General features: G+C 37.7%; 17 protein-coding genes. All 17 read left to right on the top strand.

Features of this window, described 5'->3' with window-relative positions; genetic code table 11:
• Positions 1-5 precede the first annotated feature (5 nt).
• The 17 genes from fabD to sucC all read left to right on the top strand — a co-directional run bounded on the left by fabD (position 6) and on the right by sucC (position 15,567).
• Positions 6-950 carry an ACP S-malonyltransferase gene (gene fabD, locus JFT95_RS16825; RefSeq protein ID WP_088040046.1) on the top strand — a complete coding sequence of 315 codons (945 nt, stop codon included), beginning with the start codon at positions 6-8 and terminating at the stop codon, positions 948-950.
• Positions 950-1,690 carry a 3-oxoacyl-[acyl-carrier-protein] reductase gene (gene fabG, locus JFT95_RS16820; protein ID WP_002014514.1) on the top strand — a complete coding sequence of 247 codons (741 nt, stop codon included), beginning with the start codon at positions 950-952 and terminating at the stop codon, positions 1,688-1,690. Before fabD ends, fabG begins: the two co-directional genes overlap by 1 nt.
• A gap of 69 nt (positions 1,691-1,759) precedes the next feature.
• Positions 1,760-1,993: an acyl carrier protein gene (acpP, locus tag JFT95_RS16815; protein ID WP_002014515.1), complete on the top strand. Its 234-nt coding sequence runs from the start codon at positions 1,760-1,762 to the stop codon at positions 1,991-1,993.
• Between the two features lie 58 nt (positions 1,994-2,051).
• Positions 2,052-2,789 (top strand): ribonuclease III, encoded by a 738-nt coding sequence (gene rncS / locus JFT95_RS16810; protein ID WP_002033792.1) that lies wholly within the window; start codon positions 2,052-2,054, stop codon positions 2,787-2,789.
• Positions 2,790-2,937: 148 nt separating this feature from the next.
• Positions 2,938-6,507, top strand: a complete 3,570-nt coding sequence (gene smc / locus JFT95_RS16805) for a chromosome segregation protein SMC (RefSeq protein WP_201052859.1) — start codon at positions 2,938-2,940, stop codon at positions 6,505-6,507.
• Positions 6,508-6,521: 14 nt separating this feature from the next.
• Positions 6,522-7,511: a signal recognition particle-docking protein FtsY gene (gene ftsY / locus JFT95_RS16800; protein ID WP_002088200.1), complete on the top strand. Its 990-nt coding sequence runs from the start codon at positions 6,522-6,524 to the stop codon at positions 7,509-7,511.
• 138 nt (positions 7,512-7,649) lie between these two features.
• A complete protein-coding gene (locus tag JFT95_RS16795) occupies positions 7,650-7,982 on the top strand; it encodes a putative DNA-binding protein (protein ID WP_002033794.1) in 333 nt (110 codons plus the stop codon).
• A gap of 12 nt (positions 7,983-7,994) precedes the next feature.
• On the top strand, positions 7,995-9,344 hold the full coding sequence (gene ffh, locus JFT95_RS16790; RefSeq protein ID WP_002014519.1) for a signal recognition particle protein: 1,350 nt from the start codon (positions 7,995-7,997) through the stop codon (positions 9,342-9,344).
• A gap of 100 nt (positions 9,345-9,444) precedes the next feature.
• A complete protein-coding gene (rpsP, locus tag JFT95_RS16785) occupies positions 9,445-9,717 on the top strand; it encodes a 30S ribosomal protein S16 (protein WP_000268750.1) in 273 nt (90 codons plus the stop codon).
• 14 nt (positions 9,718-9,731) lie between these two features.
• Positions 9,732-9,959, top strand: coding sequence for a KH domain-containing protein (locus JFT95_RS16780; protein ID WP_002088196.1), 228 nt, complete (start codon positions 9,732-9,734; stop codon positions 9,957-9,959).
• A gap of 121 nt (positions 9,960-10,080) precedes the next feature.
• A complete protein-coding gene (gene rimM, locus JFT95_RS16775; RefSeq protein WP_002014521.1) occupies positions 10,081-10,596 on the top strand; it encodes a ribosome maturation factor RimM in 516 nt (171 codons plus the stop codon).
• Positions 10,596-11,330: a tRNA (guanosine(37)-N1)-methyltransferase TrmD gene (gene trmD / locus JFT95_RS16770; protein WP_002014522.1), complete on the top strand. Its 735-nt coding sequence runs from the start codon at positions 10,596-10,598 to the stop codon at positions 11,328-11,330. Before rimM ends, trmD begins: the two co-directional genes overlap by 1 nt.
• 146 nt (positions 11,331-11,476) lie before the next feature.
• On the top strand, positions 11,477-11,821 hold the full coding sequence (gene rplS, locus JFT95_RS16765) for a 50S ribosomal protein L19 (RefSeq protein ID WP_002014524.1): 345 nt from the start codon (positions 11,477-11,479) through the stop codon (positions 11,819-11,821).
• Between the two features lie 100 nt (positions 11,822-11,921).
• Entirely contained in the window at positions 11,922-12,473 is a 552-nt protein-coding gene (gene lepB / locus JFT95_RS16760) for a signal peptidase I (RefSeq protein WP_201052857.1), read from the top strand.
• A gap of 20 nt (positions 12,474-12,493) precedes the next feature.
• Complete coding sequence (gene ylqF / locus JFT95_RS16755; protein ID WP_002014526.1) at positions 12,494-13,384, top strand: ribosome biogenesis GTPase YlqF; 891 nt, start codon at positions 12,494-12,496, stop codon at positions 13,382-13,384.
• A 55-nt stretch (positions 13,385-13,439) separates the two neighbouring features.
• Complete coding sequence (locus JFT95_RS16750; RefSeq protein WP_002142917.1) at positions 13,440-14,213, top strand: ribonuclease HII; 774 nt, start codon at positions 13,440-13,442, stop codon at positions 14,211-14,213.
• A 193-nt stretch (positions 14,214-14,406) separates the two neighbouring features.
• The gene (sucC, locus tag JFT95_RS16745) at positions 14,407-15,567 is read left to right on the top strand and encodes an ADP-forming succinate--CoA ligase subunit beta (RefSeq protein WP_002014529.1); all 1,161 of its coding nucleotides are present in this window, start codon (positions 14,407-14,409) and stop codon (positions 15,565-15,567) included.
• Positions 15,568-15,569 lie beyond the last annotated feature (2 nt).

The raw sequence follows: 15,569 nt of genomic DNA, 5'->3' as shown, positions 1-15,569 counted from the left end.
TTGAAATGGGAAAAATAGCATTTCTTTTTCCGGGCCAAGGTTCACAGGCAGTTGGAATGGGTAGACAGTTAGCGGAGAATAATAAAGAGGTTGCGAAAGTGTTTGCAAAAGCGGATGAGGTTTTGCATGATTCTCTTTCAGAAGTGATTTTTGAAGGACCGCAAGAAAAGTTAACATTAACAACAAATGCGCAGCCGGCACTATTAACAACGAGCTTTGCAATTTTAACAGCTTTGAAGGAGTATGATATTACACCTAATTTTGTCGCAGGACATAGTTTAGGTGAATATAGCGCTCTTGTAGCTGCTGGTGCATTAACATTCGAAGACGCTGTATATGCTGTAAGGAAACGCGGGGAATATATGGAAGAAGCTGTTCCAGGCGGGGAAGGTGCAATGGCAGCTATTTTAGGTGCGGATCCGGATATGCTGAAACGAGTTACAGAAGAAGTAACAAGTGAAGGATATGCAGTACAAATTGCTAATATGAATAGTACGAAGCAAATTGTTATTTCTGGAACAAAGCAAGGAGTAGAACTTGCTTCTCAAAGAGCGAAAGAAAATGGTGCTAAAAGAGCAATTCCGCTCAAAGTAAGTGGACCGTTTCATTCCTCGCTTATGAAACCAGCTGCTGAGAAATTTCAAAGTGTTTTAAATGAAATTACAATTCAAGACACGAATATTCCTGTTATTGCAAATGTTACGGCAGATGTTATTACGTGTGGTACAGATATTCAAGCAAAGCTAATTGAACAGCTCTATTCGCCTGTATTATGGTACCCATCTATTGAGTATATGGTGAATCAAGGGGTAGATACATTTATTGAAATCGGACCTGGAAAAGTACTTGCTGGTCTTATGAAGTCGATTGATTCTTCAGTGAAAGCATATGCGGTATATGATGAAGAGACATTAAAAGATACCATTTCAAATTTGAGAGGAGAAAGCTGATGTTAAAAGGGAAAGTAGCATTAGTAACTGGTGCTTCACGTGGGATTGGTCGTGCGATTGCTATTGATTTAGCGAAACAAGGGGCAAATGTTGTAGTAAATTATGCTGGTAATGAGCAAAAGGCGAATGAAGTAGTTGATGAAATAAAGAAATTAGGTTCAGATGCCATTGCAGTAAGAGCAGATGTTGCAAATGCTGATGATGTTACTGCAATGGTGAAACAAACTGTAGATACGTTTGGACAAGTTGATATTCTTGTAAATAACGCTGGTGTAACAAAAGATAATTTATTAATGCGTATGAAAGAAGAAGAATGGGATACAGTTATTAATACAAACTTAAAAGGTGTTTTCTTATGTACGAAAGCAGTATCTCGCTATATGATGCGTCAACGTCATGGACGTATTATTAATATCGCTTCTGTTGTTGGTGTAACAGGAAACCCAGGACAAGCAAATTATGTTGCTGCTAAAGCTGGTGTAATTGGATTAACAAAAACATCAGCAAAAGAATTAGCGAGCCGAAATATTACTGTAAATGCAATTGCTCCAGGGTTTATTGCAACTGATATGACGGATGTATTAGATGAAAATATAAAAGCCGAAATGTTAAAATTAATTCCTGCAGCTCAGTTTGGAGAAGCACAAGATATCGCAAATACTGTAACGTTTTTTGCTTCTGATCAAAGTAAATATGTTACAGGTCAAACGTTAAATGTTGATGGCGGTATGGTAATGTAATAAAAGAATCGATTTCACCTAGTTTTTTTGGACAATATTTTATATAATATTTGAGGGGAGGTGAATAGAATGGCAGATGTTTTAGAGCGTGTAACCAAAATTGTCGTTGATCGTTTAGGAGTAGAAGAAACTGAAGTAGTACCAGCTGCAAGCTTCAAAGAAGATTTAGGCGCAGACTCCCTAGATGTAGTAGAACTTGTAATGCAATTAGAAGATGAATTCGAAATGGAAATTTCTGATGAAGATGCTGAAAAGATTGCTACTGTTGGCGATGCTGTGACTTACATAGAGAGTCATCTATAATGCTTAAGTGAAGTCCCGTTTTTTAACGGGGCTTCTCGGCTTATATCTGGAGGGACCTATGCCGTACCGAAAACATAGAGAAAAAAAATACGAAGCAAAATATCGTGAAGCTTTTAAAGTATTTCAAGAAGAGATAGGTATTACGTTTACAGATGAAAAATTATTGATTCAAGCGTTTACGCATTCATCGTATGTGAATGAGCATCGAAAAAAACCGCATGAGGACAATGAGCGTCTTGAGTTTCTTGGCGATGCTGTATTGGAACTCACTGTATCACAGTATCTGTTTCAAAAATATCCGACAATGAGCGAAGGAGAGTTAACAAAACTACGTGCAGCTATTGTATGTGAGCCATCTCTTGTTCGTTTTGCAAACGAAATGTCATTTGGTAGCCTTGTTTTATTAGGGAAAGGTGAGGAAATGACGGGTGGACGTGAACGACCAGCTTTATTAGCGGATGTCTTTGAAGCGTTTATTGGTGCCCTTTATCTTGATCAAGGGCTAGAAACAGTTTGGGGTTACTTAAAAGAAGTTGTATATCCAAAAATTAATGAAGGTGCTTTTTCTCATGTGATGGATTATAAGAGTCAATTGCAAGAATTGATTCAGCGTGATGGTAGTGGCAATGTTGAGTATCAAATTTTGCAAGAAAAAGGACCGGCCCATAACCGAGAATTTGTGTCCCGTGTAACTTTAAATAATGAGGCATTAGGTCTTGGAAGTGGTAAGTCAAAAAAAGAGGCAGAGCAACAAGCTGCTGCAGAAGCATTGAAAAAATTAAAAGAACAATCATGAGGAATCCCCCTTTGAATGAGGGGGATTCCTTATGCATAGAATGAAACTTTCCTTTTATTTATAAATAAAAGGAGTGGGAAATCCGTATAGTAGTTTGTTTTCGTACAGACAACGTTTACAACAACGGAGAATAGGAGGAAGGCCTTTCGTGTTTTTAAAAAGATTAGAAATAGCAGGATTTAAGTCTTTTGCTGAGCGTGTATCTGTCGATTTTGTTCCAGGTGTAACTTCTGTAGTAGGACCTAACGGGAGCGGGAAAAGTAATATTACTGATGCAATTCGCTGGGTACTTGGTGAACAATCTGCAAAGTCATTACGCGGTGCAAAGATGGAGGATATTATTTTTGCCGGCAGTGATACGAGAAGAGCGGTTAATGTTGCTGAAGTTACATTAACTTTAAATAATGAAGACCAACGCTTACCGATTGAGTATAACGAGGTGTGTGTAACGCGTCGTGTATCTCGTTCGGGTGATAGTGATTTTTATATTAATAAACAATCTTGTAGATTAAAAGATATTATTGATTTATTTATGGACTCTGGTATGGGAAGGGAAGCTTTTTCGATTATTAGCCAGGGGAAAGTCGAAGAGATTTTGAGTAGTAAATCAGAAGAACGTCGTGGTGTATTTGAAGAAGCTGCGGGTGTGCTGAAATATAAACTTCGTAAAAAGAAAGCTGAAGGGAAATTGGCGGAAACACAAGAAAACTTAAATCGTGTACAAGATATTATTCACGAATTAAGTAGTCAAGTAGAACCACTAGAAAGACAAGCTTCTATTGCGAAAGATTATCTTGAGAAAAAAGAAGAATTAGAGAAAGTAGAAGCTGCGCTTATTGTACATGAAATTGAAGAATTACATGAAAAGTGGGAAGCGCTTCGAAATCAATTTGGGCATAATAAAGATGAAGAAGCTAAAATGTCGGCGAACTTACAAAAAAGTGAAGAAGAGCTTGAGGAATTACGCGGGCAATTACAAGCCGTTGATGAATCTGTAAATTCCTTACAAGAAGTTCTACTTCTGTCTAGTAAAGAACTAGAAAAACTAGAAGGGCAACGCGAGCTGTTAAAGGAAAGAAAGCAAAATGCAACGACACATTGTGCGCAGCTTGAAAAGCTAATTGTTGAGTTAACAGAGAAAACTACAAGTTATGATGGCGAAATTGAAACAAGTACAGAAGCTTTAATGCAATTTGTGAATCAAGTAAAAGAATTGGAGAAGAAATTGCATGATAACGAGCAATTACTTGCGACTTTTGCTGAGAATTTAGAGGAACAAATTGAGAATTTAAAAGGTGACTATATTGAACTTTTAAATCAACAAGCAAGTCTTCGTAATGAATTATCTATGATTGAAGAACAATCAAAACAGCAAAACTCTAAAAACGAACGACTTGATGAAGAAAATGAAAAGTATGTACAGATGCGTGTGGAAATTACAGCGAAAAAGGCGAAACTTGTAGACAGTTATGAGCAAGCGAGAGAGAAAATAGCTGGCATTATTTCTAACATACAGAAGACAGAAACGGCACTTGGGAAATGTAAGTCACAGTATAGTGAAAATGAAACGAAACTGTATCAAGCGTATCAATTTGTGCAACAGGCGCGCTCTCGTAAAGAAATGTTAGAAGAGATGCAAGAGGACTACTCTGGCTTCTATCAAGGGGTACGTGAAGTATTAAAGGCTAGAGAAAATAGACTACAAGGTATTGAGGGAGCTGTTGCAGAACTTCTGACTGTGCCGAAAGAATATGAAATCGCAATGGAAATCGCCCTTGGGGCAGCGATGCAACATATCGTAGTACAAACAGAAGAGCATGCTCGTAATGCAATTGCATTTTTAAAGCAAAATAAACATGGCCGTGCAACGTTTTTACCTCAAGCTGTTATTAAAAGCCGATCGCTATCATTTGATCAATTACGCATTGTGAACCAGCATCCATCGTTTGTCGGTGTAGCGGCAGAACTTGTGCAGTACAATAATAAATATGAGAATGTAGTTTCAAGTTTATTAGGTACAGTTGTTGTTGCGAAAGATTTACGCGGAGCAAATGAGTTAGCGAAACAACTGCAATACCGCTATCGTATTGTAACACTCGAAGGTGACGTAGTGAACCCGGGTGGTTCTATGACGGGTGGAGCTGTAAAACAGGCGAAATCCTCTTTATTGGGACGTCAACGTGAACTTGAAGAGTGGACTAAAAAACTAACTGACATGGAAGAAAAAACAACAAAGCTAGAAAACTTTGTTAAAGCAGTAAAGCAAGAGATTCAAGAAAAAGAAGTACAAATACGAGAGCTACGCCAAGGTGTAGAGACCGAACGTGTAGATGAACAGAAGCTAAGAGAAGAAATTAATCGTTTAGAATTAGATGAACATCGTATTAATGATCGTTTATCGATTTACGATTTAGAGATTGAAGGATTTTTACAAGATCAAGTAAAAATGCAAGGGCGCAAAGAAGAGTTAGAAAAGATTTTAGCGATTCTTCAAGTTGAGATTGGGGAATTAGATAGCAAAATCGTCGTTTTAACGAAACAAAAAAGTGAACAATATTCTTCAAAAGAAAAAGTTCAGAAGGAAATGACGGAGCTAAAAGTACAAGCTGCTGAACAACAACAACGTTTGTCTAATCAAAAAGAAAAAGTCGAACGTTTGACGAAGGAAAAGGAAGAGACTGATGCGACGCTTGTAAAAACGAAAGAAGATTTAGCGTTCTTAAAGCAAGAGATGACATCTAATTCAAGTGGCGAAGAACAAATTACGAATATGATTGAGAAGAAAGCGTATGATCGTAATCAAACTTCGGAGTTAATTCGTTCTCGTCGTGAACAACGCGTATCATTGCAAGAAAGAGTCGAGCAGTTAGAGCGCGGTGTGAAAGGAACAATAGGTAAACATAAATATATTCTTGAGATGCTGAAAGATCAAGAAGTGAAAATTAACCGACTTGATGTAGAGCTGGAAAATAGATTGCAACATTTACGTGAAACATATACTATTTCATTTGAAGCAGCAAAACTTAAGTATACAATGATGATGCCTGCAGAAGATGCACGTAAAAAGGTGAAACTAATTAAACTATCCATTGAAGAGTTAGGCGCAGTAAATTTAGGGGCAATTGATGAATATGAACGTGTAGCAGAGCGCCATACATTCTTATTAGAGCAAAGAGATGACCTAGAAGAAGCGAAATCGACATTGCATCAACTTATTACGGAAATGGATGAAGAGATGAAAAAACGCTTTTCTACTACGTTCGAAGGGATTCGAACAGAGTTTCAATCTGTATTCTCTGAATTATTCGGAGGTGGAAGAGCGGATTTAGTAATGACAAACCCAGAAGATTTACTAAATACGGGTATTGATATTGTAGCGCAACCACCAGGGAAGAAACTACAAAATTTAGGTTTACTTTCAGGGGGAGAGCGTGCTTTAACGGCAATTGCGCTCTTATTTGGTATTTTAAAAGTACGCCCAGTTCCATTCTGTGTTCTAGATGAAGTGGAAGCAGCTCTTGATGAGGCAAACGTTGCTCGTTTTGCGCAGTATTTAAAGAAATTTAGTGATGAAACGCAGTTTATTGTAATTACACACCGAAAAGGTACAATGGAAGAGTCTGATGTATTGTACGGTGTAACAATGCAAGAATCAGGGGTGTCGAAGCTTGTTTCTGTTCGTTTAGATGATGGCGAAGAACTTGTTGCAAGTAGATAGGAAGGATGGGAAGTATGAGCTTTTTAAAAAAATTAAAAGAAAAAATTTCAAAACAAACGGATACGGTAACAGAGAAGTTTAAACAAGGATTAGAAAAAACGAGAAATTCATTTGCTGATAAAGTAAATGACTTAGTGTACCGTTACCGCAAAATAGACGAAGATTTCTTTGAAGAATTAGAAGAAATTTTAATTAGTGCGGATGTCGGAGTTTCGACAGTGATGGAATTAATTGATCAGTTGAAAGAAGAAGTGCAACGTCGTAACATTCAAGATCCGAAAGAAGTACAGGCTGTTATTTCTGAAAAGCTAGTGGGCATTTACAAAGGTGACAGCGATTTTAGTAATGAAGTTAATATACAAGAGGATCAATTAACAGTAGTTTTATTTGTTGGTGTGAATGGTGTGGGGAAAACGACGACGATTGGTAAGCTTGCACATAAATTTAAATCAGAAGGTAAGTCTGTCCTATTGGCGGCAGGAGATACATTCCGTGCTGGGGCGATTGAGCAATTAGAAGTATGGGGCGATCGTGTTGGTGTAGAAGTAATTAAACAAGGGTCAGGATCTGATCCAGCGGCTGTTATGTATGATGCTGTACAAGCGGCAAAGGCCCGTAAAGTGGATGTATTGCTATGTGATACAGCGGGACGCTTACAAAATAAAGTAAACTTAATGAATGAGTTAGAGAAAGTGAAGCGCGTAATTGAGCGTGAAGTACCAGGGGCTCCTCATGAAGTATTACTTGTTATTGATGCAACAACAGGGCAAAATGGTTTAAGCCAAGCGAAAACATTCCGTGAAGCAACGAATGTTACTGGTATTGTTTTAACGAAGTTAGATGGAACTGCTAAAGGTGGTATCGTCTTAGCGATTCGTAACGAAATGGATGTTCCGGTGAAATTTGTTGGGCTAGGAGAGCAAATGGATGATCTGCAACAGTTTGATCCAGAACAATATGTTTATGGTTTGTTTGCGAACGTAGTAGAAACAGAAGAAGTGTAAGTGAAAGTGAAAGAAGCGGTATTTCCGCTTCTTTTTTTATAAAAATATGTGATGTTAAGAAAAAAACTTGACACTCTTTTATACTCCATGTAAACTAAGTCATGTAAAGGGAAATCACTTAACAAAGGATGATCCAACATGCTCGAGAAAACAACGAGAATGAACTATTTATTTGATTTTTATCAATCGTTGTTAACGCAAAAACAAAGAAGTTATATGTCGCTTTATTATCTAGATGATTTATCTCTTGGTGAAATTGCGGAAGAATTTGATGTAAGTCGCCAAGCCGTGTATGATAACATTAAACGGACTGAAGCGATGCTTGAAGAATATGAAGATAAATTAGTATTACTTCAAAAGTTTCAAGAGCGACAGCGACTTGTTGCAAAGCTAAAACAGCTACTCAGCGAAGAAGAGCATGTGAATGAAGAAATGAAACAAGTTGTTGAAGCTATCGAAAAATTAGATTAGGAGGGCGGCAATATGGCATTTGAAGGATTAGCCGACCGACTTCAACAGACAATGCAAAAAATCCGCGGCAAAGGAAAAGTTTCTGAAGCCGATGTAAAAGAAATGATGAGAGAAGTTCGTCTAGCTCTTTTAGAAGCGGATGTTAACTTTAAAGTAGTAAAAGATTTTATAAAGCGTGTGTCTGAGCGTGCTGTCGGACAAGATGTAATGAAAAGTTTGACACCTGGACAACAAGTAATTAAAATCGTACAGGAAGAACTTACAGAACTTATGGGCGGAGAGCAAAGCAAAATTGCTGTTGCTAATAAGCCACCTACTGTTATAATGATGGTTGGTCTGCAAGGTGCGGGTAAAACAACGACGACAGGTAAGCTTGCAAATTTGCTTCGTAAAAAGCATAATCGTAAACCGATGCTTGTTGCAGCGGATATTTACCGTCCAGCAGCGATTAAACAGCTTGAAACATTAGGGAAGCAATTGGACATGCCTGTTTTCTCCTTAGGAGATCAAGTAAGTCCGGTTGAAATTGCGAAACAAGCGATTGCGAAAGCAAAAGAAGATCATCACGATTACGTTTTAATCGATACAGCGGGTCGCCTGCATATTGATGAAGAACTAATGGGTGAATTAGCAAAAGTCAAAGAAGTTGCGAAACCGGATGAAATTTTCCTTGTTGTCGATGCGATGACAGGACAAGACGCGGTAAATGTAGCACAAAGTTTCCATGAACAGTTAGGATTAACAGGTGTTGTATTGACGAAATTAGATGGTGATACGCGCGGTGGTGCGGCATTATCTATTAAGGCTGTAACAAATACACCAATTAAATTCGCTGGTATGGGTGAAAAACTAGATGCAATTGAAGCGTTCCATCCAGAACGTATGGCATCTCGTATTTTAGGGATGGGCGACGTCTTAACATTAATTGAAAAAGCGCAAGCTACAGTTGATGAAGAGAAAGCAAAAGAACTTGAGCAAAAAATGCGTACGCTTTCGTTTACGCTTGACGATTTCCTAGAACAACTTGGACAAGTGCGTCAACTTGGACCGCTTGACGAATTGTTAGGAATGCTTCCTGGTGCAAATAAAATTAAAGGGCTGAAAAATGCACAAGTTGATGAAAAACAAATTGGGCATATTGAGGCAATTATTCGTTCTATGACTAAAGTAGAACGAGAACAACCGGAAATAATCAATGCTAGTCGTAAAAAGCGCATTGCCAAAGGTAGCGGTACAACGGTACAAGAAATCAATCGTCTAATCAAGCAATTTGATGATATGAAAAAAATGATGAAGACGATGACGGGAATGCAAAAAGGTAAGAAAAAAGGACTAGGTGGATTGAAGTTTCCATTCATGTAAGGAAAAAAGATGGCTCTGTTAAGAAAAAATACTTTACAAAGCAATAGTCTTTTTGCTAATATAATTATCTGTGTGAAATAAATTCGGAGGTGCTTTATAAATGGCAGTTAAAATTCGTTTAAAACGTATGGGAGCTAAAAAAACTCCTTTCTATCGTGTAGTTGTTGCAGATTCTCGTTCTCCTCGTGACGGACGTTTCATTGAGGAAATCGGTACTTACAATCCGGTTGCTCAACCAGCGGAAGTTAAGATCAACGAAGAAGCAGCATTAAAATGGTTAGGAAATGGTGCTAAACCATCTGATACAGTTCGTAACCTTTTCTCTAACCAAGGTATCATGGAGAAATTCCACTTATCTAAACAAGGTAAGTAATTGAGGCAATGACAATGAAAATGTTAGTCGAGACAATTGTTAAACCTCTTGTGGATCATCCTGGAGATGTAAAAGTTACACAGGAACTTTGCAACGGAGAAATAAAGTATCGATTAACTGTACATCCTGAGGATGTTGGAAAAGTCATTGGAAAGCAAGGGAAAGTTGCGAAAGCGATTAGAATGCTCTTGTATTCAGTGGGACATCATAATGATGAGAACGTCACACTGGAAATTCAATAAACGTAAAAAGGGCGAGGAGTTATTTCCTCTCCCTTTTTTAACATTTAAAGAGAAATTGCATGTTCCATATATAAAATGGAAATGCTTAATTTATATAGAAACCAGGGGTGACATACTATTTATGACAAAATGGTTTAATGTAGGGAAAATTGTAAATACTCATGGCGTAAAAGGAGAAATTCGTGTTATTTCTCGTACTGATTTTCCAGAAGAGCGATATAAAGTAGGGAACACGTTATACATATGGGATGAGAAAGGTACAGACTATCTTACAGTGAAGGTAACTTCTCATCGTCAACATAAGACATTTGATTTATTAACACTTGAAGGATACAACAATGTAGATGAAGTAGAGAAGTTAAAAGGTTCTTTAATAAAAGTACCAGAAGAGCAGTTAGGCGAACTAGCTGAAGGTGAATACTACTACCATGAAATTATTGGTTGCAACGTTGTAACGGAAGAAGGAGAAGCGTTAGGGACAATCAAAGAGATTCTATCTCCTGGTGCGAATGACGTTTGGGTGATTAAACGTCCAAAGGGTCAAGATTTGTTAATTCCTTATATTGATGACGTTGTACTTCAAGTTAACATTGAAAATAAATTAGTAACCATTCATGTAATGGAAGGGCTACTATAATGAAAATTGACATTTTAACATTGTTTCCAGATATGTTTACGGGTGTATTTGGTTCTTCAATTTTAAAGAAAGCACAAGAAAAAGAAGCGGTAGAGCTTCGTGTTGTCAATTTTCGTGAGTATACAACTAGTAAGCATAATAGTGTAGATGATTATCCGTATGGTGGGGGCGCTGGTATGGTATTAACCCCACAGCCTATCTTTGACGCAGTAGAAGAGTTAACGAAGGAAACAGACCGTAAGCCGAGAATCGTCTTAATGTGTCCACAAGGAGAGCGTTTCACGCAGAAGAAGGCAGAAGAGCTTGCTGGAGAAGAGCATGTTATTTTTGTATGTGGCCATTATGAAGGATACGATGAACGAATTCGTGAGCATCTTGTAACAGATGAGATTTCTATTGGGGATTACGTATTAACGGGTGGGGAATTGGCTTCTATGGTAGTCACTGACAGTGTTGTACGTCTTTTGCCAGGAGTGCTTGGGAATCAAACGTCACAAGTGGAAGACTCTTTTAGCACAGGTTTGTTAGAACACCCACATTATACACGTCCTGCTGATTTTCGTGGTATGAAGGTACCGGATGTACTAATGTCAGGAAATCATAAAAACATTGATGAATGGCGCCATAAAGAGTCACTACGTCGTACGTACACACGTAGACCGGATTTACTGGAAGAACGAGAATTATCTAAGCAAGAAGAGAAATGGCTGGAACAGATTAAAGAAGACCGATAAGGGCTTGATATATTTTCTATTGCAACAGTCCTAGCAATATGCTATTATAACATTTGTGCTACTGAAATCAGTAGCCGTATTAACGATGTTCCGCTGTAATTTAATAAGACTTTATAAGAGCATCTGTTTAAAGGAGAGAATTTAATATGCAACAATTAATCACAGAAATCACAAAAGGCCAATTGAAAACTGACCTTCCTTCATTCCGTCCTGGAGACACTTTACGTGTACACGTAAAAGTAGTTGAGGGAACTCGTGAAAGAATTCAGCTTTTCGAAGGTGTTGTAATTAAACGTCGTGGTGGCGGAATCAGTGAAACATTCACAGTTCGTAAGATTTCTTACGGTGTAGGTGTTGAGCGTACATTCCCAGTTCACACGCCAAGAATCGCGAACATCGAAGTACTTCGTCGTGGTAAAGTACGTCGTGCTAAGTTATACTACTTACGTAACCTTCGCGGTAAAAAAGCACGTATTAAAGAAATTCGATAAGACATGTATGGGAGCTTGTAAATACACAAGCTCCCTTTTTCCAATCTATATGAAATTTTGGTATAATACGAGCAGCTTACATAACAGTGGAGGGGAAAGCATGAAGAAAGAGAAGAGCTCACTTTGGGAATGGATCAAAGCAATTTTGATTGCTGTTGTATTAGCGGGCGTAATTAGACAGTTTTTCTTTGCCCCAATTCTCGTAGACGGTGTATCGATGTCGCCGACTTTACATGACCGTGATCGAATGATTGTTAATAAAATTGGCTATCACATAGGTGATCCGAAACGCTTTGATATTATTGTATTCCGAGCGACGGAAGAAAAAGATTATATTAAGCGTATTATTGGCCTGCCAGGCGACGAAATCGAATACCGTAATGATAAACTATATGTTAACGGGAAACCTTATGAGGAGTCGTATTTAGATAAGCAGAAAAAACAACTTGCTGACGGACCGCTTACATATGATTTTACTCTTGAAGAAATGACAGGAAAGAAAACTGTTCCAGAAGGTCAATTATTTGTTTTAGGCGATAATCGTCGTTTTAGTAAAGATAGCCGTTCGATTGGTACAATTTCAATGGACCAAGTGATTGGTAAAGCAAATATGCTATATTGGCCGTTAAAAGATGCGCGTATTGTGAAATAAAAGAAAAAGAAGGTGGCAACATGGTAATTCAATGGTTCCCAGGACATATGGCAAAGGCTAGACGCCAAGTAACAGAAAAATTAAAGTTAATTGATGTTGTAATTGAGCTTGTAGATGCTCGATTACCTTTATCTTCTCGTAATCCAATGATTGATGAAATTATTACACATAAACCAAGGCTTGTTGTTTTAAATAAAGCGGATATGGCGGATGATCGTCTTACAAAGCAGTGGATTGCATATTTTGATGAAAGAGGTCAAAAGGCAATTTCAATTAATGCGCAAGCTGGACAAGGTATGAAAGAAATTGCAGCAGCTTGTAAAGTTCTTGTCAAAGAAAAATTCGATAAAATGGTTGCTAAAGGCATTAGACCAAGAGCAATTCGTGCTTTAATTGTAGGTATTCCAAACGTTGGTAAATCTACACTAATTAATAAATTAGCGAAGAAGAATATAGCAAAAACAGGAGATCGTCCTGGTGTGACAACGGCCCAGCAGTGGATTAAAGTTGGGAAAGAAATGGAATTATTAGATACGCCAGGTATTTTGTGGCCTAAATTTGAAGATGAATTAGTTGGTCTTCGTTTAGCGACGACTGGTGCAATTAAAGATTCTATATTAAATCTACAGGATGTAGCTATTTATGCGTTACGTTTTATGGAAAAACATTATCCGGAACGTTTAAAAGAGCGATATAATTTAAATGACATTCCAGAAGAAATTGTGGAGTTATTTGATGCAATTGGAAAAAATAGAGGTTGCTTAATGGGCGGCGGAATGATTGATTATGATAAAACATCTGAGCTTATACTTCGTGAGCTTCGTGGTGGAAGATTAGGAAAAATGACGTTTGAAACACCAGAAGAGTTTGCAGAGCAGGTAGAAGATGCGGAAAAAGTAGAAGAAGTATAAGACGTGCGTTTGTACGTCTTTTCTTTTTGGTTACGTTTAAAAGGAGTGTAAATAGATGCAAAAAATGACTATTCATGAAGCGGAATGTTTGCTGCAAGAAATTATGAATGAAGAAGACGAGCGTTTTCAAATGTTAGTGAAAGATGAGCGAAAAGGTGTTCAAAAACTAATTTTGAAGTGGTATAAACAAAAAGAGTTAGCGCAAAAAGAAAGAGAAAAATTTCTAGAAATGTCAAAGTACGAAAATGAGTTACGTGAAAAAGGGCTCACATACATTGCTGGTATTGATGAAGTGGGTCGTGGGCCGTTAGCAGGACCGGTTGTGACGGCGGCAGTCGTCCTTCCAGAAGATTTTTATATTCCAGGATTAAATGACTCGAAAAAATTAAGTGAAGCGAAACGTGAGCGTTTTTATGATGAAATTAAAGATCATGCAATTGCGATTGGGGTTGGAATTATATCACCACAAGTTATTGATGAAATAAATATTTATCAAGCGACGAAGCAAGCGATGTTAGATGCCGTTGCTAATTTATCATGTACACCAGAATATTTATTAATCGATGCGATGAAGCTTCCTACATCAATTCCGCAAACATCAATCATTAAAGGTGATGCGAAAAGTGTCTCTATTTCAGCTGCATCTATTATTGCGAAAGTGACGAGAGATCGCATGATGAAAGAGTTAGGAGGAAAGTATCCTGCATATGGATTCGAACAACATATGGGATATGGGACGAAACAGCATTTAGAAGCGATTGAAGTACATGGAGTATTAGAAGAACATCGAAAATCATTCGCGCCAATTAAAGATATGATTCAAAAATAAGCTGTATATTCACAGCTTATTTTTTATTTTGGTATATAAACATTATTATTTTCGAAAAAGAATAAAGCGATTTCAGTTTTCTGACACTTTATTGTAGACAGCGTGCCAATCATCTTATACAATGGCAATGTAATGTTTTTTAAACATTAAAAAACTTTTCGAGTAAAACAGGAAAACAGGGGAGGATGGGACCATGAATATCCATGAGTACCAAGGTAAGGCAGTCCTTAGAAGCTATGGGGTTAGCGTTCCGAACGGGAAGGTTGCATTTACAGTAGAAGAAGCTGTAGAAGCAGCGAAAGAATTAGGAACGGAAGTATGTGTAGTTAAAGCGCAAATTCACGCTGGTGGACGCGGCAAAGCTGGCGGTGTAAAAGTTGCGAAAAATTTAGAAGAAGTTCGTACATATGCAGAAAGCATTTTAGGAACTACACTTGTGACGCATCAAACAGGTCCTGAAGGTAAGGAAGTAAAACGCTTACTTATCGAAGAAGGTTGCGATATTAAAAAAGAATATTATGTAGGTCTTGTATTAGATCGTGCAACTTCTCAAGTTGTTTTAATGGCATCTGAAGAAGGTGGAACAGAAATTGAAGAAGTAGCAGAAAAAACGCCTGAAAAAATCTTTAAAGAATATATTGATCCAGCAGTAGGTTTACAAGGTTTCCAAGCGCGTAGAATCGCGTTTAACATCAATATTCCAAAAGAACTTGTAGGACAAGCTGTGAAGTTTATGATGGGCTTATACAGTGCGTTTATCGAAAAAGATTGCTCTATCGCTGAGATTAATCCACTTGTTACAACAGGTGACGGTAAAGTTATGGCGTTAGATGCAAAATTAAACTTTGATTCTAATGCGTTATATCGCAATAAAGACATTTTAGAACTTCGTGATCTTGAAGAAGAAGATTCAAAAGAAATTGAAGCTTCTAAATATGATTTAAACTACATTCCTTTAGATGGAAATATCGGTTGTATGGTTAATGGTGCAGGTTTAGCAATGGCTACAATGGATATCATTAAACATTACCATGGTGACCCGGCTAACTTCTTAGATGTTGGTGGCGGCGCAACAGCTGAAAAAGTTACAGAAGCATTCAAAATTATCCTTTCTGACAAAAATGTAAAGGGTATCTTCGTTAACATTTTTGGTGGCATTATGAAGTGTGATGTTATCGCAGAAGGTGTTATTGAAGCGACGAAGCAGGTAGGCCTTGAGTTGCCTTTAGTTGTACGTCTTGAAGGTACAAACGTAGAGCTAGGAAAGAAAATTTTAAATGAGTCTGGTTTAAATATTGTTGCAGCAGAATCTATGGCAGACGGTGCACAAAAAATTGTTTCACTAGTGGGCTAATA

Origin of the sequence: Bacillus sp. TH17 (genome assembly GCF_016651125.1) — a bacterium.
GTDB classification, from domain to species: Bacteria; Bacillota; Bacilli; order Bacillales; family Bacillaceae_G; genus Bacillus_A; species Bacillus_A mycoides.
Note: the sequence above shows the minus strand (reverse complement) of the source record. Positions and strands in the feature narration are given on the sequence as shown.